Raw genomic sequence first — 24,212 nt, 5'->3', positions numbered from 1 at the left:
GGTACTGCAGGGGGGACCCTGTGGGAGAGTAGGACGCCGCCGAACAATCTTTGGGAAAACCCCCGCATCGAAAGATGCGGGGGTTTTCTGCGTTCCGGGTCCTTCCGGAGGATTCTCTAGAAGGCCACCTCGGCCGTCTTCACCGTGCCGCCCTGGCGGCCGGGCGCCCTGTGATACGCCCAGTAGAGGTTGGTGTGGGCGATCACCTGCTCCGGGGCGGGAGCGCCGTACTTGGTGAGGTCCTCCGTGGTGTGGGCATCGGCGACCAGCGTCGCGTCGTAGCCGCGGACGATCGCGCCGTGCAGGGTGGAGCGGATGCACGCGTCCGTCTGAGCGCCCATGACGAGCAGCCGGCCCACCTTCCGCTCCGCCAGTACTTCCTCCAGACGGGTTTCCTCGAAGGAGTCCGCGTAGGTCTTGGGGACCAGGGGCTCGGTGTCCCGGCGGACCAGCTCGGGGACGTAGGCCCAGCTCTCGCTGCCCTCCTGCAACTGTTCGTCGGAGTGCTGCACCCAGATGACCGGCACGTCCGCCGCGCGGGCCCTGCCGATCAGGGCGTCGATGTTGGCGATGACGCCGTCGCGGTCGTGGGCATCCGCCACCACGCCGTTCTGGACGTCGATGACGAGCAGTGCGGTGTTGGGTCGTTCGGGAAGCGTGGTCATGGAGCCACCGTAGAGCCCGGCACCGACAGCGGGCGCCCGTATATCGGGTGAGGGCGGTGACGGGCGAAGCTACCGTGGCCCCATGAGTACCCCGACCAGCGATGACTACGTCGTCCGTGCCATACGCCCCGAGGAGTGGGCGGCCGTGAAGCAGCTGCGTCTGGACGCGCTGCGGGACCCGGTCGCGCACATCGCCTTCCTCGAGACCTTCGACGACGCCCTGGCCCGGCCGGACTCCTTCTACCAGGAACGCGCGACCCGTTCCGGTGAAGGGTCCGACACGGCGCGGCAGTTCATCGCCGAGGCGCCCGACGGGAGCTGGGCCGGCACCGTCACCGTGCTGATCGAGCGGGCCGGGACGACGGACTGGGCCGGGCATCCGGTCGAGCGGCGGCAGGGCCATGTGGTCGGCGTGTTCGTCCGGCCGGAGCACCGGGGCAACGGGCTGATCAAGACGCTGTTCGACGCCGGTGTCTCCTGGGCCTGGCAGCAGAGTGCCGAGCGGGTACGGCTGTTCGTGCACGCGGACAACGCGCGGGCCCAGGGCGCCTACCGCAAGGCGGGGTTCGGGCCGAGCGGGCTGGTCGTGTCGTTCTCGAAGGACGAGGCCGAGAACGAGCTGGAGTTCGTGCTGGAGCGGTGACCGGCCCGCCGCGGCCTACTTGGATCCCGTTCCGGTGACCGCGCGGTCGTCGCGCAGCTCGGCGAAGAGCCGGCGCGACTTCTTCCTGTCCCAGGTCACCACGTTCCCCTTGGAGGTGGGGACGCCGATGCCGGCGACCGGGACGTTCATGTGCTCGATCCGGCCGCCGGACACGCTTCGCATCGCCCGGAACAGCCGGGCCAGTGCGGGCAGGTGCATGCCGTCGTCGACGACGAGGCTGTCGAGCCCCGCCCGGGCCGCCGGATACATGGCGGTGGGGTCCAGCAGCGTGTCGCGGCGCGCCGCCCGGTGGGCGAGCGCCGAGAGGAATCTCTGCTGGTTCTGTGTGCGGTCCAGGTCGCCCCTGGCCTCCTGGTGACGCTCGCGCACGAAGGCCAGTGACTGTCTGCCGGAGAGCGTCTGGCAGCCCTTGTGGAGGTCGGCTCCGGACTTCTCGTCCTTGATGTCGCGGTCCAGGCACATCGGGACGCCTCCGACGGCGTCGACGATGTGCACGAACCCGCCGAAGCCGATCTCCGCGTAGTGGTCGATGCGCAGGCCCGTGTTGCGTTCGATGGTGCTCACGAGCAGCTCGGGGCCGCCGTAGGAGAAGGCGGCGTTCAGCTTGTCGCGTGCCGTGCGCAGGGTCTTTCCGGTCGAGGGGTCCAGCCGGCCGGGCAGCGCGACCCACGAGTCGCGGGGCAGGCTCACCATGGTCGCGCCGTGCGCGCCGGTGTGCAGGATCATCATCGAGTCCGTCCGCCGGCCGCCGCCACCGCCGGCGTGCAGGTTCTCCACCTCCTCGGACGACAGCCCGTCACGGTTGTCGGATCCCACGACGAGGTAGTTGGTGCCCCGGCCCGGCGGCGGGCGGTGCCCGTAGGCGTTCAGGTCGACGTCACGGTTCAGTTCGGCCTCCGTCCACCCGTAGGTGCCGCCGACCGCCGTGACGACGATGACGAGCAGGGCCAGCAGACAGCGCCGGAGTTTGCGCCGTTTCCTCTTCGCCTGACGGGCGTGGGCGCGCCGTGGGGCGTAGCGGGAGCTCGGCCGCCCGGAGAACCGGGTGATCGTGTCGGTGCCGTGCCCGCCCTGCCGGGCCGGTGGGGTCGTCATGCTCGGACTCCCTTGTTCCGGCCCGGCGGGCTTCCCGGTGTTCGCCGTCATGCCGACGCCACCCCCTCCGGCCGGGGCCGTCCCGCGGCCGGTTCCTGGAGGAGCGGGTCCGCGGTGCCGGAGCGGTGCATGCTGTGCCACTTCAGGCGGGTGCCGAGGAGCGCCGTGATCACGGACTGGACGACCACCAGGTACATCAGCTGCCGGTAGACGAAGAGCTGGAGCGGCAGCACCCAGAGGGTGCGCAGCCGCTCCCGGTCCAGTCGCAGCGCGTACGCGGCGGTGACCATCTGGACGGCGAGGAAGCCGAGCCAGATCGCGACGGACTGGACGAGCCCGCGGAAGAGGACCCCGTACAGCGCGTAGAGGTCCATCACCGGTGCGCACAGCGGGGCGAGGATCTGGAACACCATGAGGTACGACAGGGCGCGGCGGCTGAAGCGGCCGGCGGGGCCGATCTCGGTGAGCGAGTGGCGGTGCTTCCACATCGACTGCAGGGTGCCGTAGCACCAGCGGTAGCGCTGCCGCCACAACTGCCGCAGGGTGCAGGGAACTTCGGTCCAGGCGACCGCCGACTCCTCGTAGACGACGCGCCAGCCGGCCCGCCAGAGCGCCATCGTGAGGTCGGTGTCCTCGGCCAGGGTCTCGTCGCTGACGCCGCCGATGCCCATGAGCGCGTCCCTGCGGAAGGCGCCGATCGCGCCGGGGACGGTCGCCATGCACTCGAGGACGTCGAAGGTGCGCCGGTCGAGGTTGAAGCCGTTGACGTACTCCAGGTGCTGGAACTTGCCCAGCAGGTGACGCCGATTGCCGACCTTGGTGTTGCCGCTGACCGCCCCGACGGACGGGTGGGCGAGCGGCTGGACCAGCCGGGACAGTGACTCCGGTTCGAAGATGGTGTCGGCGTCCACCATCACGACGATGTCGTGGCGGGCGTGGGCCAGGCCGGTGTTGAGCGCCTGCGGCTTGCCGCTGTTCGGCTGCCGGACCACTCGTACCCGGGGGTCGGCGATGGCCTCGGCGATGCGGGCGGTGGAGTCCGTCGAGCCGTCGTCGACCACGATGATCTCCACCTGGGGATGGGTGGAGGCGAGCAGGGAGTAGACGGTGGAGGCGATGCCCGCCTCCTCGTTGTAGGCGGGCACCAGGACCGTCACCGGGGCGGCGACCGGGCGCAGGCGGGGGGTGCCGGAGCGGAAGGTGTGCACGCGGCGCTTGTGGACGCGGGCGAAGACGCTGAGCAGCAGCAGCCTGAGGACACCGAGCGAGCCGGCGACGGCGAGGGTCCATGCCATCACGGTGGTGAAGACGTGCCCGATCCGCACCGACCAGATGAGGCCCTCGCCCTTGACGCGCTGGGCCGCGGGGACCCGGGACACGAAGGAGGGGCGTCCGAGTCCGCCGCTGACGGTGGTGAACCTCGTGATCCTGTGGTCCCGCAGCAGCGCCCGCGCCTCGTGGTAGCCGAGGTCGGTGTGGCTGTACCGGGTGATCACCCCTTGCCACGGCTTGCGGGCCGGGTGGTCGGAGGCGACCACGAGGTAGCCCTGGGCCTCCGCGCGCCGCGCCGCCCGCCACTCGGGGCCGCAGAGGGTGTCCGCGGCGGTCGTGTGCGGCAGCCGCAGCAGGCTGGTGTGGATGCCGGCGGCACCGGCGAGCGCGGTCTGGGTGAGGGCCAGTTCGGCGCGGGCGCGGAACGGCGAGGCGGTTCCGAGGTCGCCGCCGGTGTACGTGTACGAGCCGACCTCGTGGCCCTCACGGACGATCCGCCGCAGGAGGGCGGGGTGGCGGACGGCGTCGTTGCCGTGGACGAAGAAGGTCGCCCGTGCGTGGTGTCTGCTCAGCAGATCGAGCAGGCGTGGCGTCCACACCGGGTCGGGGCCGCCCTCGAAGGTGAGGGCGGCGGTGCCGGGCGGCATGCCGGAGGTCTCGACGCCGGACGGGCCGAAGCGGAGCACCGGTTTCCCGTCGTCGGCCGCGCGCGGTATGGGCCGCGTGCAGGGCTGTTTGGCTCGTGCGGAGTCGACCTGGTGGGTGGTCCAGCCCTCGCAGACGAGGGTGACGGCGACGACCGTCAGGGAGAGCAGGAGCAGCAGCCAGTGTCCGCGTGGTGGACGTCGTACGTCGGCGTGCGGGCTCACCGGGGGATGCCTCCGCCCTCCGCCCGGAGCCGGGGCGCACGTCTCTGTGCGACGTCGTGGTGGCCGGGGTCCGGCGCGGGGGACGGACGGTGCGCGCGGGCCGGGCCGTCGGTGGGTCCGGGGGTGCCGTGGCCGCCGGGTCCGGGTACGTGGGTACGGGGCGGTGCCGAGCCCATCGGTTCCATGAGGCCGCCGACCAGCGTGCCGACGAACAGCAGATAGCCGGAGCAGGCCAGTCCCACGCTCAGGGACACGAGTTGCATCAGCCTGCGGCGCCGCCCGGACTGGTCGATGAACACGGGGCGCCTGCGGGTCTCGGGCGGCTGTGCCTCGGGACGCTGCGCGGGGTGGGTGCCGGATGCGTGGTGGTACTGCCAGCCCGGAGTCGTCCGGACTTTGATCGTCGGCGCAGTCGAGTACGGCGGCCGCCTCATGAGCGCGCCTTGCCGCTGCGGACGCGTGGGCGTCCGTCGTCGGCAGGCGCCGGGGGCGCCGGGCGCCCGTCGTTCGATGTGCCGGCTATGTGGGGGGTGCCCTGCACGGGTTGCTCCTGATCTGTCGCCACGCGGACGCGGCTGTTGTGGTGGGGGGACGGACCCGGGGGTCCGCTGTGGTGCACCGCATGAGGCACCGGTACGCGCACCTGCCACCAACTCGTGGGGGAGTCAGGAGACTTGAGGGTGCGGCGACCGGTAAATCACACGGCTTCCGACCCTACTCGCCAGAAAACTTTCGGGGCACCCCCCTCTGATCGGGTGGCATATCCCACAGCCGCCGGGAGACGGCGCTCCGAAGCCCGTCCTGGGACGGTCAGGCCGGCAGCTCCTGGTGCGGCCAGCGGGCCCTGGCCTGTTCGCGGGAGCGGAGCAGGGCGAGGGTGGGCATGCCCTGGGGGGCTCCGGTGGCGAGCAGATCGGGGAGCTGGGGGAGGGGGGCCACGGCCGCGATGTCGTCGAGGACCAGGGTCAGTGGTGGGTCGAGCCGACCGGAGGATGACCGTTCGGCCATGCGCCGGCCGCGCTCGACCACGCTCGAGACGAGGGCCGTCAGGAGGGGCATCGCACCCGGCTGGGTCCTGGGGTCCTCGATGGATTCACCGACCACATAGAGCGTGCCCCCTTCGTGGACGAAGGAATCCAAGGCGAGGGCATCGGTTCGGTTCGGGGTGCAGGCTTCGCGGATGTTGACGGTGGAGAGGGCGGACAGCGCCCTGCTGATCAACTCCTGTGCCACGTCGCGGCGTTCGGGATGCGCGGTGAGGGCGGCCTCGAGCTCGCCCGCGGCGCCGGGGGCGGCCTTGGTGTGGGTGCGGAGGGTGCGCACGGCGTCCTGGACCTGGGTGCCCTGGGCCCAGCGGTGGACATGGCGGACGGTGCGGGACTCAAGGGCGGCGGCGTGCAGATAGCTGCGCAGCAGCGTGGTGGCGGTATCGGCCACGGCCTGGTCGAGTCTGGCGGTGGGCCGGACGGGGGCGAGGAGGCCCTTGGCCCTGTTCAGCGCCGTTTCCTTGTCCTCGCAGCCGCTGGTGGGGGACCAGTGGAGGCGGGCCGGGGTGTCGCAGAGGTGGGCGGGGTCGTAGAGGTGGACGGGGCCCAGTTTGGTCCTGGCGTCCTTGGTCTCCGCCCAGAGGGCGGGGTTCGAGCTGACCACCAGGGCCGGGCCCGGGGCGTCGGCCACGGCCTGGACGGCGTTGGTGTGCCGGGTCGCCGGCGTGCCGTAGCGCACCCCGCCCGCGGTTCCGGGCGCCTCCGGGCCTGCCGTCGGAGCACCGCCGCCCGTGAGGTGCTCCACAGGCTGTGGAGCCGGCTCCGTGTGGGGCACCGGGACCACCTCGTGCCGCTGCTCCGGCACCGCCTCGGGCACGGGAACGACGGCGGGAACGGCGGGAACGGTCGTCGGGGCGGGAACGGCGGGAACGGTCGTCGGGGCGGGAGCGGGTGCCGTGGCCTCCGCCGGGCCCCGGGCCGCCGTGCCCCGCTCGGAGGCGCGCCGTGCCTTCTCCGCCCGCCATCTCGCCACCGTGCCCATCACGAACAGGGTGAGGACGAGCAGGATCATGAGCTGCCCGATGAACAGGCCCCAGAACAGGCCCCAGCCGGAGAGCTGAGCGGCGGGGGTGTCCGGCCAGGCGCCGGGCAGGTCGTGCGGCTCGCCGATCAGATGGCGCATGGCGAGGGCCGTGCGGGGGAACGTCACGCCGTCCGGCCAGGCGCCGTGGGCGAACAGGGCCGCCAGACCGGTGGCCGTCCACACCAGCACGGTCATGCCGAGGAGGAAGGCGAGTATGCCGATCAGCAGCCCGTCGGGGATTCCGCCCTGACCCTCGCGGCGGGTGTCACGGCGATCGTCCGGTCTCACTCCTTGCCTCCCCCTACGCCACCGTCGATTCCGAGTCGCCCAGGTGCTGCTCCACGAAGGCCGCCGCGCGCTGCTCGGCCTCCAGTTCGGCGGCGCGCAGGGCGTCGTCGGCCGCCCGGTCGCTGGAGGACTCGGTCATCGCGCGGTCGGTGAAGACCAGCGGGCGTTCGGTCTCCGTGACGAGGTGTTTGACCACCTGGACGTTGCCGTTGACGTCCCAGACGGCGATGCCCGGGGTGAGGGAGGGGATGATCTCGACCGCCCAGCGCGGCAGGCCGAGGACCCGGCCCGTCGCTCTCGCCTCGTCGGCCTTCTGGGCGTAGATGGTCCTGGTCGACGCCATCTTCAGGATCGCCGCCGCCTCCTTCGCCGCCGCGCCGTCCACCACGTCGGACAGGTGGTGGACGACCGCCACGAAGGACAGGCCGAGCCGGCGCCCGAACTTCAGCAGCCGCTGGAAGAGCTGCGCGACGAACGGGCTGTTGATGATGTGCCAGGCCTCTTCCACGAGGAAGATGCGCTTCTTGCGGTCGGGGCGGATCCAGGTGTGCTCCAGCCACACGCCGACGATCGCCATCAGGATCGGCATGGCGATGGAGTTGCGGTCGATGTGGGACAGGTCGAACACGATCAGCGGGGCGTCCAGGTCGATGCCGACCGTGGTCGGGCCGTCGAACATGCCGCGCAGGTCACCGTCGACCAGCCGGTCCAGGACCAGGGCGACGTCCAGGCCCCACGCCCGTACGTCGTCTATGGCGACGTTCATCGCCTCCGCGGACTCCGGCTCCGGGTGCCGCAGTTGCTCCACGATGTCGGTGAGGACCGGCTGGCGGTCGACGATGGACTCGTTGACGTAGGAGTGGGCGACCTTGAGGGCGAAGCCGGAGCGCTCGTCCAGGCCGTGCCCCATCGCGACCTCGATGATGGTGCGCAGCAGCGCGAGCTGGCCCGTCGTGGTGATCGAGGGGTCCAGGGGGTTCAGCCGGATGCCGTGGTTCAGGGCGGCGGTCGGGTCCAGGCGGATGGGAGTTATGCCCAGCTCCTCCGCGATCAGGTTCCATTCGCCGACGCCGTCCTCGCCCTGGGCGTCCAGGACGACGACCTGGCGGTCCTTGAAGCGGAGCTGCCTGAGGACGTACGTCTTCTCCAGGGCCGACTTGCCGTTGCCGGACTCGCCGAGCACCAGCCAGTGGGGGGCCGGCAGCTGCTGGCCGTAGAGCTGGAAGGGGTCGTAGATGTAGCCCTTCCCGGAGTACACCTCGCGGCCGATGATGACGCCCGAATCGCCGAGGCCGGGCGCGGCGGTGGGCAGGTAGACCGCCTGGGCCTGGCCCGTGGAGGTGCGCACCGGCAGCCGGGTCGTCTCGACCTTTCCGAACAGGAAGGACGTGAAGGCTTCCGTGAGGACGGACAGCGGGTCCCGCATCAGCGCATCAGCCCCTACCTTCGAATGCCGGTGGCGAAGGGAAGTGTGTTCACGAAGGCCCGGTGGTGCTCGCGGTCGCACCACTCCAGCTTCAGGTACGACTTTCCCGCGGAGGCCCTTATGGTCCGTTTGTCGCGGTTGAGGGCCTCGGGGGACCGGGCGGAGACGGTGATGTAGCCGACCAGGTTGACTCCGGCCGCGCCGCTGGCGAGGTCTTCTCCTCGCTGGTCCAGGCGGTTGTGGGCGGCGATGTCGCGCGGGTCGACGGTGCGGTTCATCTTGGCGGCGCGGGAGGCCTCGGCCTCGTCGTTGGTCTTCTCGGTCAGCATGCGTTCGATGGCCACCTCGGTGGGCTCGAGGTCCATCGTCACGGCGACCGTCCGGATGACGTCCGGGGTGTGGACGAGCAGGGGCGCGAGGAAGTTGACGCCGACGGGGGTCATCGGCCACTCCTTCACCCAGGCGGTGGCGTGGCACCAGGGGGCGCGGGTGGCGGACTCGCGGGTCTTGGCCTGGAGGTAGGTGGGCTCCATGGCGTCGAGTTCGGCCGGCCAGGCGTTGCGCTGGGTCATCGCCTGGATGTGGTCGATGGGGTGGTCCGGGTCGTACATGGAGTGGATGAGGGAGGCGAGTCTGCCCTGCCCGAGGGGCTGGCGGACACGGATGTCGGCCTCCTGCAGCCGGGAGCAGATGTCGGTCAGTTCGCGGGCCATGACCACGGCGAGCCCGGCGTCCCGGTCGACCTTGCCGCCGTGCGCGCGGGCGGCCCGGGCCATGGCGTGCGCCTCGGCGGCCAGTTCGCGGCCGTAGTGCATGCAGGCGACGAGGTAGGCGCGGTGCTGCTCGCTGCTGGTGGACACCATGGACTGGAGCTGGTCGTAGGACCCGGACAGCCAGTCGGGTGCCTTGTCGTCGCCGCGCAGCGTGACGTCCTTGGCGTGGGCGTCGGGGTCGGCGGGCAGGGTGCGGGCGAGCATCTGCAGCCGGGTGACGAAGCCGTCGCCGTTGGCGACGTGCTTGAGCAGCGTGCCGAAGCGGTCGACGAGGGCCTCCTGGTCCTCGGAGTCGCGCAGGCCGACGCCGGGGCCCTCGATCTCGATCGCGGCGGTGACGGTCTTGCGGTCGGCGTGCAGCAGCACGGCGATCTCGTCGGGTCCGAACGGCGCGGCGAGCCAGGTGATCCGCCCGATGCCGGGCGGCGGCCCGACCTCGACCTCCCGCCCGTCCAGCCGGGTGCCCGCCTCGACCACACCGGAGCGGTAGGTGGTGCCGCGCTTGACGGTGCGCTTGTACGAGCGGTTGATCTCGAACCACTTGTAGAACGTGCGGCGCTTGTACGGCACGTAGACCGCGGCGAGCGCGAGCAGCGGGAAGCCCGTCAGCAGCACGATCCGCAGGGACAGGACGGGGACGAGGAGGCCGCACATCATGCCGAGGAACGCGCCGGCGACGATCAGCGCGATCTCGCCGGACTCGCGGTTCCGGCCGATGATCGCGTTCGGCCGGGCGCGGCCGATCAGATACGTACGGCGGGGCGTGACCGGATGGGACATGTGGGACTCGGTCGTCAACGCCCGTCACCTCCTGAGCGGTTGCTGCTGCTGTTGCGTGTGTTGCCGGCGTGCGGGGTGTTGACCGGGCTGGGCGCGCGCGGTGCGGGCGCGGCGGAGGGGACTGCTCCGCCGCCGCCCTGCGCGGTACGGGTGCTGTGGGCGGCGACGCCGCCGGAGACGGGGTTGGCGGGTCGGGCCCCGCCGGATCCGCTGCCCGAGCCGTTGTTGTCGGCGCGGGCGCTGTGTGTCTTGATGCCCTGGGCGACCATGGTGGCCGGGGAGCTGATCACCGCGGCGGCCTTGCCCTCCGCGCCCTGCATGATGCGGTTGCTGCGGGAGCCGGCGATCTCGTCGCCGAAGCCGGGGACGAAGCGGTAGATCATCGCGCTGGCGAAGATGGCGAGCAGGATGATGGCGAGGCCGGAGACGACGGCGGAGAAGGCGTCGGGGCCGTTGTCGCCGGCCAGTGCGCCGGCCAGGCCGAGCACGATGACGATGACGGGCTTGACCAGGATGACGGCGATCATGATCCCGGCCCAGCGTCGCACGTGCCCCCACAGGTTCTTGTCGACCAGGCCGGCATAGACGACGGTGCCGAGCAGGGCGCCGACGTAGAGCAGGGCGGCGCGGATGACCAGCTCGAGCCAGAGGATGCCGGCGGCGAGGATGCTGACCAGGGAGACGACGATCAGCATGATCGGTCCGCCGCCGATGTCGTCGCCCTTGTCGAGGGCGCCGGAGAAGGTGCCGAAGAACGTGTCGGTCTGGTCGCCGGTCGCCTTGGCGAGGACGTCCGTGACGCCGTCGGCCGCGGAGACGACGGTGTAAAGGATCAGCGGGGTGAAGGCGGAGGCCAGCACCGTCAGCCACAGGAAGCCGACGGCCTCCGAGATGGCGGTGGTCAGCGGCACGCCGCGCACGGCCCGCTTGGCGACGGCCAGCAGCCACAGCAGCAGCGTGAGGATCGTGGAGGCCGCGAAGACCACGGCGTACTGCTGCAGGAACTTGGTGTTCGTGAAGTCGACGTTCGCGGTCTCCTTCACGGCGTCACTGAGCTTGCCGATGGTCCACGACGCGGCGTCCGCACAGCCCTTACCGAGGGAGGAGAGGGGGTCGAGGGTGGAGGTGAGGGGGTTGTCGGGGGTGGTGAGGCCCTTTTTGGAGCTGCCCCTGTCCTTCTCGCAGAACTGTTTGGCGGCGCCACGGATCAGGTCGCAGGCATCGTCGCTCTTCGAGGGCTTAGGCGTGGGCGCGGCGACGGCGCGGGAAGCCAGCAGCACCGTGGCCGTCTGCACGGCTCCGAGAACCGCCGTGATCCTGAGGACGCGGTGGTTAGCGCGCATACGTGAACCCTCCGTACTCCTCGACGGCCTTCGTCATGTCGTCGGCGGTGGAAGCCGTCTGATCGCGGCCCACGGGAACGGGTCCGTCCTTCTGCTGGAAGTCGGTGACCTTCCAGTCGTTGTTCATCCACTTCAGCTCGTACGTCGTGGTGTACCAACTCTCGGTCACCGGGTTGGTCGAGCCTTCGCCGGAGAGGCCGAACAGCGAGGTGTACCAGACCTCGACCGCCATGGTGTCAGTGCCCGACGACGTGACCTTGGTGCCGACGGGGATGACCCGTGAGACGAACGTCTGGCCCTTGGGAGCGGAGCCGTCCTTGGCCAGGCCGATGTTGGCGAGGAACTTCTCGCTGCTGTAGGCACTGTCCATGTCGGACTGCTTGGCCGCCGCCACGTCCGGGGCGTAGACCAGGCTGACGATCTGGTGCCGCCACCCGGAGTTGAACATCTCCGCCGACCCCAGCGCCACCGCGTAGTTGGCGGCAGCGCTCTGCGCCCCCTGCTCCGTGTGGGCGAAGCCCGAGGCGATGCCGGCGGACTTGGTGTCGACCGGCTTGGTGCCGCTCGCCGCCGTGGACGCGGCCTTCGGACGGTCTCCCTTGTCGGCGGAGCCGTCCGTCGAGGAACCGTCTCCCCGGTTCGCGAAGGCGATCGCCGCGATGAGGAGGACAACCACGCCGACGACCGTGATCAGGCCCCGGGAGGAGGAGCGGCCCGTTCTGCGGGGCGCGCCGCCGTAGGGGTCGCCGCCGGGCAGGCGGGTACGGGTCTGGCCCGTCTCGGTGTAACCCTGCTCGTCTCCGGGACTCATGCCGGGTAGGCCCCCTCCACGTCGTAGACATACGACGGTAGCCGTGCTGGTTCCCGCGCGGGCGCGGTGTGGTGACTCGACATCAGGGAAACGCAACCTCAGCCGGTGGGCACGACGGGTGGGTGGGGTGGAGGGGACGGCCGGGCCGGCCCGGCGGTGGAGGGGGTGTCAGACCGCCATGCCGTACACGATCGTGAACAGTGTGCCGAGCGAGCCGATGATGAACACCCCGGTGAGGCCCGCGATGATGAGGCCCTTGCCCTGTTCCGCGCTGAAGGTGTCCCGCAGGGCTGTCGCGCCGATCCGCTGTTTGGCCGCTCCCCAGACCGCGATGCCCAGGCAGAGCAGAATGGCCACGGCCATGACCACCTCGATCATCACCTTGGCCTCGTTGCCCAGGCTGCCGAACGGGCCCCAGTCCGGAGCGATCCCGCCGATGATGGTGTTGATGTCTCCCTTGTCGGCCGCAAAGAGCATGTAAGTCACCGCCCCTGGTGGGTAGTTCCGCAAGCCCCCTGCGGTGTGCAGAGGTCAGGTCCATTCTCGCCGACAACGCCGCGGTCGTATGTCGACTTGACGTCATTGGCTGGAGGGTTTCGTACGAATGAGCCGTATGGTCACTCTGTGTATCACGGCAGGTCACGCCGGGCAACGACGCCGGAGCGGAACCTGTCGTGTGGTTCCGTCGTTGACCCCTTCTACGACTCCGCACGGTTCCTGACGGCTGGTCGGGTGAGGCGTCGACACGATGTTCTCACGCCGGATCAGCCGACCTCGATGTGCTGGTCCATCCCGAGCTGCTTGTGGCCGTCGACCGGGCAGTACAGGTCGTACGTGCCCTTCTTGAGGTGCACCGTCAGCGTGCCCTCCTGGCCGCTGCGGAGGTTTCCGGTCCTGGCGTCCTCCACGCCGGGGCCGTCGATCGACAGGGCGTGCGTGATCCTGCCGTGGTTGTCGGAGACGAAGGTGTAGGTGCCCGGTGCGAACGACGACCGGGACAGCTTCAGCGCGTACTCGGTCTCGGTGACCGTCACCCGGGTCCCCGGGGCGGCCCCGGTCGCGGAGTGGCTCGCCGTAGGGCCGCTCGCCCGGCCGCCGGCCCCGCCGGAGCAGGCGGCGAGGAGGAGCGCGGCCGCGCACGCCGCCGCCGTGGCGCCGAGTGGCGTGAGGGACCTGTGTGCCGTGGGTGTCATCCGGCTCATCCCCTTCCGGGTGAAAGGCCGTCCATCCGTCCATGGCTGTATACGGGCGAGTGCGCGCCAGGGTTTGCCGCGGCCGGGTTCTGCCGCGGGTGGGGGGGAGTGGTCACCTGGTGTGACGGCTCGGGAGGCGGGAGTGGCGGCGGGACAGTACGGTGGACGCGGTCGTGTGGCCTCTCCGGGAGGTCCCGCGGGAAGAGTTTCGGTGTGGTCGGGACGGCTTTCTCAGCTCGTGGCGGAGAGTGGGGGCCTGATGAAGCGCAGCTCTCGCACCGCCCGTGCCCGGTTCACCTCGCGGCCCGCGCTCCTCGGTGCCGTGGTGCTGCTCGCGCTGACCTCCGCCTCCGTCGCGGCCGCCGACGACGGGCCGGGGCCGCTCGGGGTCACGGCCGAGGCCGCCTGGACGGCGCGGACCGCTCGGGTGGGCGCGCTCTTCGGGGCCGACCGGACCGGCGCACCGGCCGGCGGGCACTTCTGCACCGCCTCGGTCGTGCACAGCCCGCAGCGCGATCTGATCGTCACCGCGGCCCACTGCGTGGACGGCGCCGACGGCGACCTGGTGTTCGTGCCGGGGTACCGGGACGGGAAGGCGCCGTACGGGGTGTGGAGGGTGAGGAAGCGGTTCGTCCCGGACGGATGGGCGAAGGGGCAGGAGGAGGACAGCGACGTGGCCCTGGTGCGCCTGGACGCGCTCGGCGGCAGGCGGATCGAGGAGGTGGTCGGGGCCGGCCGGTTCCGGGCCGGGGTGGCCACCGGTGCCACCGCCGTGACGCTGACCGGCTATCCCGACTCCCGCGAGGCGCCCGTCAGCTGCACCAACAGGCCGGGCCGGCAGAGCCGTACCCAGCAGCGCATCGACTGCCCCGACTTCGCGGGCGGCACCAGCGGCAGCCCGTGGACCGACGGCGACGGTCAGGTCGTCGGGGTGCTCGGCGGGTACGAGAAGGGTGGGAGCACGGCCGACGTCTCGTACAGCGTCGTGCTGCGCGGGCAGGCCGCGGAGCTGTACCGCGAGGCGACGCAGGCGTTCTGAGGACGCGTCAGCCCCCGCGCACTTTCGTCGTTCCCGCCGTTCCCCTGTGAAATGGCGCCACTTCGGGCCGATGATGACTGGAACCGGTCCGACATGGGGGAGAGTTGCACCGTGCGTAAGGTATGGGTGCTCGGTGGTGCGGCGGTCGGGCTCGGCATGGGCTTCGTCATGCTGCTCGTCGTCGGGGTGTACGTGGTCGCCGGAAACCTCGTCAACAACGTCGCCACGGGCAGCCGCGGACTCGCCAAGGGCGCCGTACCGGCCGCCTACAAGCAGCTCGTGCAGCAGTGGGGCAACCTGTGCCCCGCGCTGAGCCCCGCGCTGCTGGCCGCCCAGCTCTACCAGGAGAGCGGCTGGAACCCGACCGTCGTCAGCCCGGCGGACGCGCGCGGCATCGCCCAGTTCATCCCGAGCACCTGGGCGACCCACGGCATCGACGGCAACGGCGACGGCAAGCGCGACATCTGGGACCCGAATGACGCGATTCCGTCGGCCGCTTCGTACGACTGCGAACTCGCCAAGTACGTCAAGGACGTTCCCGGGAACGTCTCCGACAACATGCTCGCCGCCTACAACGCGGGCGCCTACCGCGTCATAAGGTCGGGCGGGGTACCGGCCATCAGCGAGACGCAGAACTACGTCAAGCGGATCCGCAGCCTGGAGGAGAGCTTCGCCGCGCCGGTCGCCCGGCTCGACCCGAGCCGGCAGGCCGCGGGTGCCATCGCCTTCGCCCAGAGCAAGCTCGGCACGCCCTATCTCTGGGGCGGCACCGGCACCGCCGACCAGGGAGGACGCTTCGACTGCTCGGGTCTGACCAAGGCCGCGTACGAGAAGGTCGGCATCACCCTGCCCCGGGTCGCCAACGACCAGTACAACGCCGGTCCGCACCCCTCGCGGGACGAGCTGATGCCGGGCGACCTGGTCTTCTTCTCCGACGACCTCACCGACTCGCGGGCCATCCGGCACGTGGGTGTCTACGTCGGCGGCGGCTACATGATCGACGCGCCGAGGACGGGGGCCGTGATCCGGTTCGACCCGATCGACACCCCCGACTATTTCGGCGCCACCCGGGTGACCGAAGATGGCGCAAAAGCACTCCCCACCAACGTCTGAACCGAGCGTGAACCTGCCCCCTGAGCTGCGGAGATGAGTCTCTCTTCGATAACGTCTGCGTGATCATTCGGTGGAGAGTGGAACGTTCTGATGGGGGCCGTGCGTTCCTGTTGACGTAGCCGAGCGGACGTCAGTACGGCAGTGCGGCGGATGCGGATCTATGAACCACGGGGAGCCGGAGCGACGCACACGAGGTGCGTCCGGGACTACGACGAAGGGGCCACAGCACCATGGCTGTACTCGCCGAATCCGGATCGAACCCCGACGTCGACCTGCTGTACGACATCAATGGCCTGGCCAAGGACGCGCCGCACTGGTTCGACCGGGTCATGGAGTTCGTGGGTGAGTACGGGCTGCTGGTGGCCATGGTGCTGCTCGTGCTGTGGTGCTGGTGGTCCGTGCGGCGGCGGGGCGGCGAGGAGGCGGCCTCCTCCGTCTCGGCGCTGGTGTGGGCCCCGTTGGCGGCCGGCATCGCGGTTCTGGTGAACGTGCCGATACGGGGGTTCGTCGAGCGGCCGCGGCCCTTCGTGGACCATCGGGGGCTGGACGTCCTCGTCTCCGGGAAGACGGACTTCTCCTTCGTCAGCGACCACGCGACGATCACCATGGCGCTCGGGGTCGGGCTGTTCGTGGCCAACCGCCGCTTCGGCCTGGCCGGCATCGGGTTGGCGCTGCTGGAGGGGTTCTGCCGGGTCTACATGGGCGTGCACTACCCGACGGACGTCGTCGGCGGATTCGCGCTGGGCACGGCGGTCGCGCTGCTGCTGTCACCCCTGGCCATGGCGCTGCTGACGCCGCTGATGAAGGCGGTCGAGCGGTCGCCGCGGGCGGGTTGGATCGTACGGAGCCGGTCCGCGGAGGAGCAGCGCAATGCCCTGCTTCCCGGTTCCCGTGACTCGCTGAAGTCCCAGGAGCGGGATCTCGCGGCGTGACCGGTACCGCGCGTCGCCGGTCGCCAGCCGGCACTCCGGGCGTAGGCCCTGGCACTCTCTGCTAAGGCGTTCCGTGGTGCGCCCGGCGACGATCGGTTGCCGGAACAGCACCAGCGGACGAACCTGGGGGAACCAGATGAGCAAACGGCACGCCCTGCCCGTAGCGGCCGCCCTGACGGCGGCGGTCCTGACGCTGACGTCGACCAGTCAGGCCGAGGCCGCCTCCGCGTTTCGGCACAAGAACTACCGCTCCGGCTACTGCCTGGGCATGCACTCCAGCCAGAGCACCGTCAACCTGATGGACTGCGGCGCGCGCACCTACTGGAAGTCGTACGCGGCGACCAACGTCGGCGGCGTGAAGTACGTGAAGTTGAGGAGCCCCCTCAACGGCAAGTGCCTGGGTGTCGCGGGTTCGTCCACCGCCGGCGGTGCTGCGCTGGCCTGGGGCGGGTGCACGAGCACGAGGGACCACTCGCAGCTGTGGCGGGTGCACTACATCCGCGGGAGCATCTATCTGATCGTCAACGCCAAGTCGCGGAAGTGCGTCGGGACACGCGGCAACTCGACGGCGAAGGGGACCCCGGTCGTCCAGGGCACCTGCAATTCGACTACGGGAAGCACCCAGCTCTGGAAGCGGTCCTGAGCGGCGGAGCAGGCTTCCTCAACCGTGGTGGTCCGGGGGCCGGGGCGTCGTCGTCCCGGCCCCCGGCCGCCCGGGCGGGCCGCTGTCCGGCCGGCGGGAGTGCGCCCGGTCGCGGTAGTCGCTGGGCGTGATGCCGTGCAGGGTGCGGAAGGCGCGGGTGAAGTCGGCGGGGCGGGGGAATCCCCACCGGTTCGCGACGGCGGCGATGGACAGGTGACACTTCATCGGATCGGCCAGGTCCCGGCGGCAGCGCTCCAAGCGCTGGGCGCGTATCCAGGACCGGACGCTCACGCCGTGCCGCTGGAACAGCCGGTGCAGCGAGCGGACCGACATGTGGTGGGCCGCGGCGATGCCGTCCGTGCTGAGCGCGGGGTCGCCCAGGTGACGCTGGACGAACGAGGTGACGCGCAGGAACAGGGCCCGCTGCCGGGTGTCGGCCGGGACATCGCTCTCGCGGTCCAGGTGATGGGCGAGGACGACGGTGACCAGGTCGAGGCCGACGGTCCCGAGCCGTGCGGCGTCCTGGGGGTGCAGCCGGTGTCGCCCTCCGCCAGGTGGGTCAGGAACGTCGCCAGCAGCCGTCCGATCCCCTCGTCGCCGGGGAGGGCCCGGGTCATGAGCCGCTCGACGCGGTGGGCAGGCAGGGGAAGCAGCGCGCGGGGGAGCTGGATGAGCAGGGCCTCGCCGTCGGCGTAGCCCTGGAAGGGGCGCGAGCTGTCGAAGACCAGTAACTGTCCCGGTCCGGCCGGGACCTGGCACCGGTTCTGTTCGAGCACGTGGGAGCCGGAGCGGGGAAGCGCGATCTGCAGGCACTCCGGGTCGGACGCGCGGATCAGGTGTGGTGTCCGCAGGGTGCAGAACGACGAGTACGACATGGCCGAGACCTGCGCCGGGCCCAGCGGCATCGTCTTGAACCAGCCGTCGAAGGTGTCGATGTCCACCAGCCGGAAGGCCGTGGGCATCACCGCGTGGCGAGTGACCTCGGCCCACGCGGCAAGAGCGTCCCGCGCGGGAAAGTCCTCGCTGTCGAAGACCTTCTCCACGATCCCCTCCCAGGCCGCCGGTCCCGAGCCGGCCGTCCCGCACAGTCTTCCCGTCGGGATGCTTCCACGCGGCCGGCGACGGTACGCGGTCCTTTACAGCCCCTGCGCGTAGGAGAAGAAGCGGTCCGGGTCGTACTGCTTCTTCACGGTGCTCAGCCGTGTCGCCGCGTCCCCGTAGTAGGCCTTGCGCCAGTTCTTCAAGGTGGGGTCCGTGTAGTTCTGGTAGGCCGCGCCGGAGGCGTGGGGCGCCATGGCCGTGTGAGCCGACGTCAGCCACGACTGCGCCGTGCCGCCGGAGGCGCCCGCGCTCCAGGAGGCGATGTACTGCGCCAGCATCCGGGAGCGGCGGTGGACGAAGGCCGTCGCCGTGGGGGAGACCCGGTTGACCGCGCCGCCGAGCGCGGTGAACGCGATGCTGCCCGCGCCGCCGCGGACGGAGCCGATCTGCCTGAGCAGGGTCTGGATGCCCGCGGCGGACAGCGAGCGGTCGAAGAAGTCGGAGCGGGCCGCGTAGGTCTCGCGGCCCAGCCTGCCCTGGGAGGAGCGGCCCGGGGTGGAGCCGGGCAGGTGGCACTGGGCGTCGGAGGAGAAGGAGGAGCAGCCGGCGTAGATCTCCATGGCCTCCTCGTAGCCCCGGCGGCGCAGCGAGACGGAGGAGGCGTTCGCGCCGGCCTTGTGGGCCAGGCGGTCCACGGCGTTCTGCAGCTCGCCGTAGGTGCCGAGGGAGAAGCAGGCCACCGAGACGGTGGGGGTGCGGCCCGGTGAGCAGGCCAGGTGCAGGGAGGACCAGATCTCGTCCGGCTGGGAGGGGCCCCACTCCTGCCAGGCCTTGACGACCGCGGCCGCCTTGGACCAGGGCCACGTCATGTACGCCGTCACCGCCTGCGGCGCCGGATGGGTCTTGAAGTGCAGCTCGGTGACGACGCCGAAGTTGCCGTTGCCCGCGCCGCGCAGCGCCCAGAACAGGTCGGAGTGGTTGTGCGCGTCGGCCGTGACCTGGGTGCCGTCGGCGGTGACGAGCGTCGCCCGGGTGAGGCTGTCGCAGGTCAGGCCGTAGGCGCGGGAGGCGACTCCGTGGCCGCCGCCGAGGACCAGGCCGGAGACGCCGACGGTGGGGCAGGAACCGGCGGGTATGGTCACGCCCTTCGCGGCCAGCCCGCGGTACACGTCGATCAGTTTGGAGCCGGCGCCTACCACCGCCTGCCCGCCGCTCACCCGGATCCGGTTCAGCCGGGAGACGTCGAGGACGAGACGGTTGTCGCCGGAGGAGTAGCCCGCGTAGGAGTGGCCGCCGTTGCGTATCGACACGCGTATGCCGTGCGCCCTGGCGTACGCCAGCGTGGTACGGATGTCGTCGGTGTGGGCGACGTAGGCCACGGCGGCGGGTTTCAGGCCGTCGAAGCGGGTGTTGTAGAGCTGGTGGGCCGTCGTCCAGCTCGCGTCCCCGGGGCGCACCAGGGGGCCGTCCAGGTCGCGGGCGAGGGCCGCCCAGTTCGCGGCGGCGGCCTGGCTGGTGGTCTTCAGTGCCGTACCGGACGATGAGAAGGACCGCGCCGAGGACCGCGCCGAGGACCGCGCGGAGGGGTCCGTGCCGGAACTGCAGCCGGCCAGCGCGGTGGTGGCCAGCGCGGCCGTGCCACCCGTGATGAACGTACGCCGTTCCATGTCCGTCGCCCTTCCTCGGCTCTCCTGGAACGAGACGACGCCATGCGCACACGGGTTCCCGTCGCACGAGGAAGAACATCGAGGGAGTGTCCGCGGGAGTGGGATGTCGGAACCTCCACGTGCTCTCCCCGTGAGCATTCCGTGACCTCACCGGGCCGACGGCAGGGGTTCACCCCTCGTTCACTTCCGGCCATCGGCGGCTTCACCTGTTCTGCCTAATTTCGGCCTTACGCGGTGCTCGAGGCGGCCATGAACGCGGCTCACGCACCTTCGATGTCTTCGCACGCCGCCGACTGCGGCGGCTCCTGGAAGGAACTCCCGAAAGTGAAGCTTCAGCGCAAGAACCGGCTGCGCGCCCTCTCCCTCGGTGCTGTCGCCGTCTCCGGCGCCCTGGCCCTGACGGCGTGCGGCTCCGACGACACGGGCAAGAAGACGACGGACGGCTCTTCGTCGTCGACCAGCGCCAGCTCGATCAAGTGCGACGGCGCCAAGGGCCAGCTCCTCGCCGACGGCTCCTCCGCGCAGAAGAACGCGATCGACGCCTGGGTGAAGAGCTTCTCGCAGGCCTGCGGCGTGCAGATCAACTACAAGGGCGGCGGCTCCGGCGCCGGTGTCACCGCGTTCACGCAGGGCCAGGTCGCCTTCGCCGGCTCCGACTCCGCGCTGAAGCCGGAAGAGGTCACCGCCTCCAAGAAGGTCTGCTCCGGCGGCCAGGGCATCGACCTGCCGATGGTCGGCGGCCCGATCGCCGTCGGCTTCAACGTCCCCGGTGTGGACAACCTGGTCCTGGACGCGCCGACCCTCGCCAAGATCTTCGACAGCAAGATCACCAACTGGAACGACGCGGCGATCAAGAAGCTGAACCCGTCGGCGAAGCTTCCCGACCTCAAGATCCAGCCGTTCCACCGCTCGGACGAGTCCGGCACCACGGACAACTTCACCAAGTACCTGATCGCCACCACCCCGGACAACTGGAAGTACTCCGGCGGCAAGGCCTGGCAGGCCAAGGGCGGCCAGTCCGCTCCGCAGTCCGCGGGTGTGGCCCAGCAGGTCAAGCAGACCTCCGGCGCCATCGGCTACTTCGAGCTGTCCTACGTCTCGGACGGCATCAAGGCCGTCTCCATCGACACGGGCGCCAGCAAGCCGGTCGCCCCGTCCACCGAGTCCGCCACCGCCGACATCGCGGCCGCCAAGGTCGTCGGCACCGGCAAGGACCTGTCGCTGCAGCTCGACTACAAGACCAAGGCCGAGGGCGCGTACCCGATCACCCTGGTCACGTACGAGATCGTCTGCGACAAGGGCAACAAGGCGGACAGCCTGCCCGCCACCAAGGCCTTCCTGCGCTACATCGCCAGCGAGGACGGCCAGAAGGTCCTCTCGGGCATCGACTACGCGCCCGTCCCCGACGAGATCATCGCCAAGGTCCGCACCACCATCGAGGGCCTGAGCTGACCCGAGTGCGGTCCGGCCCCCGCGGGGCCGGACCGCACCGTCCGGTGCACCGCCGCCCGGAGCCGCACCGCCCCCCGACGGGCGTACGGCTCCACCGAGCCGCCCGTCGGGGCGGCTCCGCAGACCGGAGAACCCGATGGACATATCGACGCACACAACCGACGCACTTCCCCCAAGTCCCGAGCCGACCCTGACCGAGCAGGCGCGCAGCGCCCGTGGCGCGACCCGCCCCGGTGACCGCGTCTTCCTCGGCCTGTCCCGTGGCTCGGGCATCCTGCTGCTGGTGATCATGGCCGCGATCGCGGTCTTCCTCACCTACCGCGCCTCGCTCGCGATCAGCAAGGACCACGGCAACTTCCTGACCACCTTCGAGTGGAACACCAACCTCACCCCGCCGGTGTTCGGCATCGCGGTGCTGGCCTTCGGTACGGTCGTCTCCTCGATCGTCGCCATGGTCATCGCGGTCCCGGTCTCGGTCGCCATCGCGCTGTTCATCACGCACTACGCGCCGCGCAGGCTGGCCGGCCCGGTCGCGTACGTGATCGACCTGCTCGCCGCCGTGCCGTCCATCGTGTACGGCCTGTGGGGCGCGCTGGTCCTCGTACCGCACATGACCGGCCTCTACGGCTGGCTGGACAAGTACCTGGGCTGGACCGGCGTCTTCGACTGGCAGGGCGGCGCACCGCGCTCGATGTTCACCGTCGGCCTGCTGCTCGCGATCATGATCCTGCCGATCATCACCAACGTGAGCCGTGAGGTCTTCCGGCAGGTCCCGCAGATGCACGAGGAGGCCGCGCTGGCCCTCGGCGCCACGCGCTGGGAGGTCATCCGCATGTCGGTGCTGCCCTTCGGCCGCTCCGGCGTGATCTCCGCCTCGATGCTCGGCCTCGGCCGCGCCCTCGGCGAGACCATGGCCGTCGCCACCGTGCTCTCCCCGACCTTCGACATCCAGGCCAGCCTGCTCGACCCGGGCGGCGGCACCTTCGCCCAGAACATCGCCAGCAAGTTCAGCGAGGCGACGCAGGACGGCCGTGACGCGCTGATCGCCTCCGGTCTGGTCCTGTTCGTCATCACCCTGCTGGTCAACGGTGCGGCCCGCGCGATCATCGCCCGCCGCAAGGAGTACTCGGGGGCCAACGCATGAGCACCGCCAGCCTCGCCGACAAGCGCGCCAGTTCGCTGCGCGGCGCGAGCCTGCCGAAGTGGTCCCCCTGGGCCATCGCCGCCGGGTCCCTCGTGGTCGCGGTGGGCATCGGCCTCGCCGCCGGCCTGGACAGCAAGGTCCAGTGGGGCCTGATCGCCGCGATCCTGTTCATCCTCGGCACGTTCGGCATCGCCGCCCGCGTCGAGGGCCGCCGCCAGGCGAAGGACCGCGTCGCGACCTCGCTCGTCTGGGTCGCCTTCCTGCTCGCCGTCGTCCCGCTGGTCTCCCTGATCTGGGTGACCGTGGTGCGCGGTGTGAAGGTCCTCGACCTCTACTTCCTGACCCACTCCATGGGGGTCGTCGCCGATTCCGAGCCGGGCGGCGGCATCTACGCCGCCATCATCGGCAGCCTGGAGCAGGTCGGTCTCGCCACCGTGATCGGCGCGCCGATCGGCATCCTCACCGCGATCTACCTGGTGGAGTACGGGCGCGGCAGGCTCGCCAAGTCCGTCACCTTCTTCGTCGACGTGATGACCGGCATCCCCTCGATCGTCGCGGGCCTGTTCATCCTCAGCCTGATGCTGATCTTCGAGATGCAGCCCTTCGGCTTCGCCGGCTCGCTGGCCCTGGCCATCCTGATGATGCCGGTCGTGGTCCGTTCCACCGAGGAGATGCTCAAGCTCGTCCCGAACGAGCTGCGCGAGGCGTCGCTGGCGCTGGGCGTGCCCAAGTGGCGCACCATCCTGAAGGTGGTCCTGCCGACCTCGATCGGCGGCATCACCACCGGCGTCATGCTCGCCGTCGCCCGTATCGCGGGCGAGACCGCGCCGGTGCTGCTGCTGGTGTTCGGCAACCCGTTCATCAACAACAACCCCTTCGAGGGCGCGCAGTCGTCGCTGCCGCTGTACATCTACCAGCAGTACGGCGCGGGCAACGACGCGGCGCACGACCGCGCGTGGGCGGCCTCGCTCACGCTGATCGCCTTCGTGATGATCCTCAACATGGTGGCCCGGGGCATCGCCCGCTGGAAGGCCCCGAAGACCGGTCGCTAAGGCATCGATTTGCGGCTACCGCCGCGCGGCGACCCCCTCAGCGACCTACTGGAAGTGAAGTAGTTATGGCCAAGCGAATCGACGTGAGCGGACTCACCGCTTACTACGGCTCCCACAAGGCGATCGAGGACATCTCGATGACGGTCGAGCCGCGCTCGGTGACGGCGTTCATCGGGCCGTCCGGCTGCGGCAAGTCGACGTTCCTGCGCACGCTGAACCGGATGCACGAGGTGACGTCCGGCGGCCGTGTCGAGGGCAAGGTGCTGCTGGACGACGAGGACCTGTACGGCGCCGGGATCGACCCGGTGTCGGTGCGGCGCGAGGTCGGCATGGTGTTCCAGCGGCCGAATCCGTTCCCGACGATGTCGATCTTCGACAACGTGGCGGCGGGGCTGCGGCTGAACGGCAGCTACAGGAAGTCCGAGCTCGGCGACATCGTGGAGAAGTCGCTGAAGGGCGCGAACCTCTGGAACGAGGTCAAGGACCGGCTGAACAAGCCCGGCTCCGGCCTGTCCGGCGGCCAGCAGCAGCGGCTCTGCATCGCGCGGGCGATCGCCGTGGAGCCGAAGGTGCTGCTGATGGACGAGCCGTGCTCGGCCCTGGACCCGATCTCCACGCTCGCCATCGAGGACCTGATCGGTGAGCTGAAGGAGCGCTTCACGATCGTCATCGTGACGCACAACATGCAGCAGGCGGCCCGGGTGTCGGACCGTACGGCGTTCTTCAACCTGGCGGCGGTCGGCCAGCCCGGACGGCTGATCGAGATCGACGACACCGAGCGGATCTTCTCCAACCCGTCGGTACAGGCCACGGAGGACTACATCTCCGGGCGCTTCGGGTAATCCAGATCCCCTCGCGGTGCTGCATGGCGGTGCCACCG

At 70.5% G+C, this 24,212-nt stretch carries 23 protein-coding genes; 9 read left to right on the top strand and 14 right to left on the bottom strand.

Annotated elements, in window-relative coordinates:
* Positions 1-116 precede the first annotated feature (116 nt).
* Entirely contained in the window at positions 117-665 is a 549-nt protein-coding gene (locus ABZ478_RS14900) for a cysteine hydrolase family protein (RefSeq protein ID WP_359548964.1), read from the bottom strand.
* Positions 666-747: 82 nt separating this feature from the next.
* On the opposite strand from ABZ478_RS14900, the gene ABZ478_RS14895 reads away from it, so the two are divergent.
* Entirely contained in the window at positions 748-1,308 is a 561-nt protein-coding gene (locus ABZ478_RS14895; RefSeq protein ID WP_359548962.1) for a GNAT family N-acetyltransferase, read from the top strand.
* Between the two features lie 15 nt (positions 1,309-1,323).
* On the opposite strand, the gene ABZ478_RS14890 is transcribed toward ABZ478_RS14895, so the two are convergent.
* The 10 genes from ABZ478_RS14890 to ABZ478_RS14845 all read right to left on the bottom strand — a co-directional run bounded on the left by ABZ478_RS14890 (position 1,324) and on the right by ABZ478_RS14845 (position 13,249).
* Positions 1,324-2,424, bottom strand: coding sequence for an LCP family protein (locus tag ABZ478_RS14890; protein ID WP_359548959.1), 1,101 nt, complete (start codon positions 2,422-2,424; stop codon positions 1,324-1,326).
* Between the two features lie 47 nt (positions 2,425-2,471).
* Positions 2,472-4,565, bottom strand: a complete 2,094-nt coding sequence (locus tag ABZ478_RS14885; protein ID WP_359548956.1) for a bifunctional polysaccharide deacetylase/glycosyltransferase family 2 protein — start codon at positions 4,563-4,565, stop codon at positions 2,472-2,474.
* Entirely contained in the window at positions 4,562-4,999 is a 438-nt protein-coding gene (locus ABZ478_RS14880) for a hypothetical protein (RefSeq protein WP_359548953.1), read from the bottom strand. The genes ABZ478_RS14885 and ABZ478_RS14880 overlap by 4 nt, the downstream gene beginning before the upstream one ends.
* Positions 5,000-5,375: 376 nt before the next feature.
* Positions 5,376-6,923 carry a type IV secretory system conjugative DNA transfer family protein gene (locus ABZ478_RS14875; RefSeq protein ID WP_359548952.1) on the bottom strand — a complete coding sequence of 516 codons (1,548 nt, stop codon included), beginning with the start codon at positions 6,921-6,923 and terminating at the stop codon, positions 5,376-5,378.
* 13 nt (positions 6,924-6,936) lie between these two features.
* On the bottom strand, positions 6,937-8,349 hold the full coding sequence (locus tag ABZ478_RS14870) for an ATP-binding protein (protein ID WP_359548950.1): 1,413 nt from the start codon (positions 8,347-8,349) through the stop codon (positions 6,937-6,939).
* A 14-nt stretch (positions 8,350-8,363) separates the two neighbouring features.
* Positions 8,364-9,920 (bottom strand): SCO6880 family protein, encoded by a 1,557-nt coding sequence (locus ABZ478_RS14865; protein ID WP_359548947.1) that lies wholly within the window; start codon positions 9,918-9,920, stop codon positions 8,364-8,366.
* A complete protein-coding gene (locus ABZ478_RS14860; protein WP_359548944.1) occupies positions 9,917-11,245 on the bottom strand; it encodes a hypothetical protein in 1,329 nt (442 codons plus the stop codon). The genes ABZ478_RS14865 and ABZ478_RS14860 overlap by 4 nt, the downstream gene beginning before the upstream one ends.
* A complete protein-coding gene (locus tag ABZ478_RS14855; protein ID WP_359548942.1) occupies positions 11,235-12,056 on the bottom strand; it encodes a hypothetical protein in 822 nt (273 codons plus the stop codon). The genes ABZ478_RS14860 and ABZ478_RS14855 overlap by 11 nt, the downstream gene beginning before the upstream one ends.
* A 168-nt stretch (positions 12,057-12,224) precedes the next feature.
* Positions 12,225-12,533, bottom strand: coding sequence for a hypothetical protein (locus tag ABZ478_RS14850; protein ID WP_014673544.1), 309 nt, complete (start codon positions 12,531-12,533; stop codon positions 12,225-12,227).
* Between the two features lie 287 nt (positions 12,534-12,820).
* A complete protein-coding gene (locus tag ABZ478_RS14845) occupies positions 12,821-13,249 on the bottom strand; it encodes a copper-binding protein (RefSeq protein ID WP_359548940.1) in 429 nt (142 codons plus the stop codon).
* Between the two features lie 259 nt (positions 13,250-13,508).
* Between ABZ478_RS14845 and ABZ478_RS14840 the strand changes: the two genes are divergently transcribed.
* The 4 genes from ABZ478_RS14840 to ABZ478_RS14825 all read left to right on the top strand — a co-directional run bounded on the left by ABZ478_RS14840 (position 13,509) and on the right by ABZ478_RS14825 (position 16,976).
* Positions 13,509-14,288 carry a trypsin-like peptidase domain-containing protein gene (locus ABZ478_RS14840; protein WP_359548937.1) on the top strand — a complete coding sequence of 260 codons (780 nt, stop codon included), beginning with the start codon at positions 13,509-13,511 and terminating at the stop codon, positions 14,286-14,288.
* A gap of 93 nt (positions 14,289-14,381) precedes the next feature.
* A complete protein-coding gene (locus ABZ478_RS14835) occupies positions 14,382-15,401 on the top strand; it encodes a bifunctional lytic transglycosylase/C40 family peptidase (protein WP_359548934.1) in 1,020 nt (339 codons plus the stop codon).
* 230 nt (positions 15,402-15,631) lie between these two features.
* Entirely contained in the window at positions 15,632-16,333 is a 702-nt protein-coding gene (locus tag ABZ478_RS14830) for a phosphatase PAP2 family protein (protein ID WP_359548931.1), read from the top strand.
* Between the two features lie 136 nt (positions 16,334-16,469).
* Positions 16,470-16,976, top strand: coding sequence for an RICIN domain-containing protein (locus ABZ478_RS14825; RefSeq protein WP_359548930.1), 507 nt, complete (start codon positions 16,470-16,472; stop codon positions 16,974-16,976).
* Positions 16,977-16,994: 18 nt separating this feature from the next.
* On the opposite strand, the gene ABZ478_RS14820 is transcribed toward ABZ478_RS14825, so the two are convergent.
* From ABZ478_RS14820 to ABZ478_RS14810, 3 genes are all read right to left on the bottom strand, one after another.
* Positions 16,995-17,267, bottom strand: coding sequence for a helix-turn-helix transcriptional regulator (locus tag ABZ478_RS14820; RefSeq protein ID WP_359548928.1), 273 nt, complete (start codon positions 17,265-17,267; stop codon positions 16,995-16,997).
* A complete protein-coding gene (locus ABZ478_RS14815; protein ID WP_359548925.1) occupies positions 17,264-18,019 on the bottom strand; it encodes a hypothetical protein in 756 nt (251 codons plus the stop codon). Before ABZ478_RS14815 ends, ABZ478_RS14820 begins: the two co-directional genes overlap by 4 nt.
* 93 nt (positions 18,020-18,112) lie before the next feature.
* Positions 18,113-19,684 (bottom strand): FAD-binding oxidoreductase, encoded by a 1,572-nt coding sequence (locus ABZ478_RS14810; RefSeq protein WP_359548923.1) that lies wholly within the window; start codon positions 19,682-19,684, stop codon positions 18,113-18,115.
* A 324-nt stretch (positions 19,685-20,008) separates the two neighbouring features.
* Between ABZ478_RS14810 and pstS the strand changes: the two genes are divergently transcribed.
* The 4 genes from pstS (at position 20,009) to pstB (ending at position 24,174) form a co-directional block, all read left to right on the top strand.
* On the top strand, positions 20,009-21,136 hold the full coding sequence (pstS, locus tag ABZ478_RS14805) for a phosphate ABC transporter substrate-binding protein PstS (RefSeq protein ID WP_359549000.1): 1,128 nt from the start codon (positions 20,009-20,011) through the stop codon (positions 21,134-21,136).
* Positions 21,137-21,272: 136 nt separating this feature from the next.
* A complete protein-coding gene (gene pstC, locus ABZ478_RS14800; RefSeq protein ID WP_359548920.1) occupies positions 21,273-22,280 on the top strand; it encodes a phosphate ABC transporter permease subunit PstC in 1,008 nt (335 codons plus the stop codon).
* Positions 22,277-23,332, top strand: a complete 1,056-nt coding sequence (pstA, locus tag ABZ478_RS14795; protein ID WP_359548918.1) for a phosphate ABC transporter permease PstA — start codon at positions 22,277-22,279, stop codon at positions 23,330-23,332. The genes pstC and pstA overlap by 4 nt, the downstream gene beginning before the upstream one ends.
* Positions 23,333-23,397: 65 nt before the next feature.
* The gene (pstB, locus tag ABZ478_RS14790; RefSeq protein WP_351666167.1) at positions 23,398-24,174 is read left to right on the top strand and encodes a phosphate ABC transporter ATP-binding protein PstB; all 777 of its coding nucleotides are present in this window, start codon (positions 23,398-23,400) and stop codon (positions 24,172-24,174) included.
* The last annotated feature ends 38 nt before the right edge of the window (positions 24,175-24,212 follow it).

It is taken from the genome of Streptomyces sp. NPDC005706, assembly GCF_040631045.1.
Taxonomy (GTDB): domain Bacteria; phylum Actinomycetota; class Actinomycetes; order Streptomycetales; family Streptomycetaceae; genus Streptomyces.
This window is presented reverse-complemented; position numbering and strand designations above follow the sequence as displayed.

Excerpts from the sequence above, each read along its gene's own strand:
- ABZ478_RS14850 (WP_014673544.1), bottom strand. The coding sequence starts at position 12,533 with ATGCTCTTTGCGGCCGACAAGGGAGACATCAACACCATCATCGGCGGG.
- ABZ478_RS14890 (WP_359548959.1), bottom strand. The coding sequence starts at position 2,424 with ATGACGACCCCACCGGCCCGGCAGGGCGGGCACGGCACCGACACGATC.
- ABZ478_RS14835 (WP_359548934.1), top strand. The coding sequence starts at position 14,382 with ATGGGGGAGAGTTGCACCGTGCGTAAGGTATGGGTGCTCGGTGGTGCG.
- pstB (WP_351666167.1), top strand. The coding sequence starts at position 23,398 with ATGGCCAAGCGAATCGACGTGAGCGGACTCACCGCTTACTACGGCTCC.
- ABZ478_RS14810 (WP_359548923.1), bottom strand. The coding sequence starts at position 19,684 with ATGGAACGGCGTACGTTCATCACGGGTGGCACGGCCGCGCTGGCCACC.
- ABZ478_RS14830 (WP_359548931.1), top strand. The coding sequence starts at position 15,632 with ATGGCTGTACTCGCCGAATCCGGATCGAACCCCGACGTCGACCTGCTG.
- ABZ478_RS14880 (WP_359548953.1), bottom strand. The coding sequence starts at position 4,999 with ATGAGGCGGCCGCCGTACTCGACTGCGCCGACGATCAAAGTCCGGACG.
- pstA (WP_359548918.1), top strand. The coding sequence starts at position 22,277 with ATGAGCACCGCCAGCCTCGCCGACAAGCGCGCCAGTTCGCTGCGCGGC.
- pstC (WP_359548920.1), top strand. The coding sequence starts at position 21,273 with ATGGACATATCGACGCACACAACCGACGCACTTCCCCCAAGTCCCGAG.
- ABZ478_RS14825 (WP_359548930.1), top strand. The coding sequence starts at position 16,470 with ATGAGCAAACGGCACGCCCTGCCCGTAGCGGCCGCCCTGACGGCGGCG.
- ABZ478_RS14860 (WP_359548944.1), bottom strand. The coding sequence starts at position 11,245 with ATGCGCGCTAACCACCGCGTCCTCAGGATCACGGCGGTTCTCGGAGCC.
- ABZ478_RS14895 (WP_359548962.1), top strand. The coding sequence starts at position 748 with ATGAGTACCCCGACCAGCGATGACTACGTCGTCCGTGCCATACGCCCC.
- ABZ478_RS14900 (WP_359548964.1), bottom strand. The coding sequence starts at position 665 with ATGACCACGCTTCCCGAACGACCCAACACCGCACTGCTCGTCATCGAC.
- ABZ478_RS14845 (WP_359548940.1), bottom strand. The coding sequence starts at position 13,249 with ATGACACCCACGGCACACAGGTCCCTCACGCCACTCGGCGCCACGGCG.
- ABZ478_RS14840 (WP_359548937.1), top strand. The coding sequence starts at position 13,509 with ATGAAGCGCAGCTCTCGCACCGCCCGTGCCCGGTTCACCTCGCGGCCC.
- ABZ478_RS14870 (WP_359548950.1), bottom strand. The coding sequence starts at position 8,349 with ATGCGGGACCCGCTGTCCGTCCTCACGGAAGCCTTCACGTCCTTCCTG.
- ABZ478_RS14855 (WP_359548942.1), bottom strand. The coding sequence starts at position 12,056 with ATGAGTCCCGGAGACGAGCAGGGTTACACCGAGACGGGCCAGACCCGT.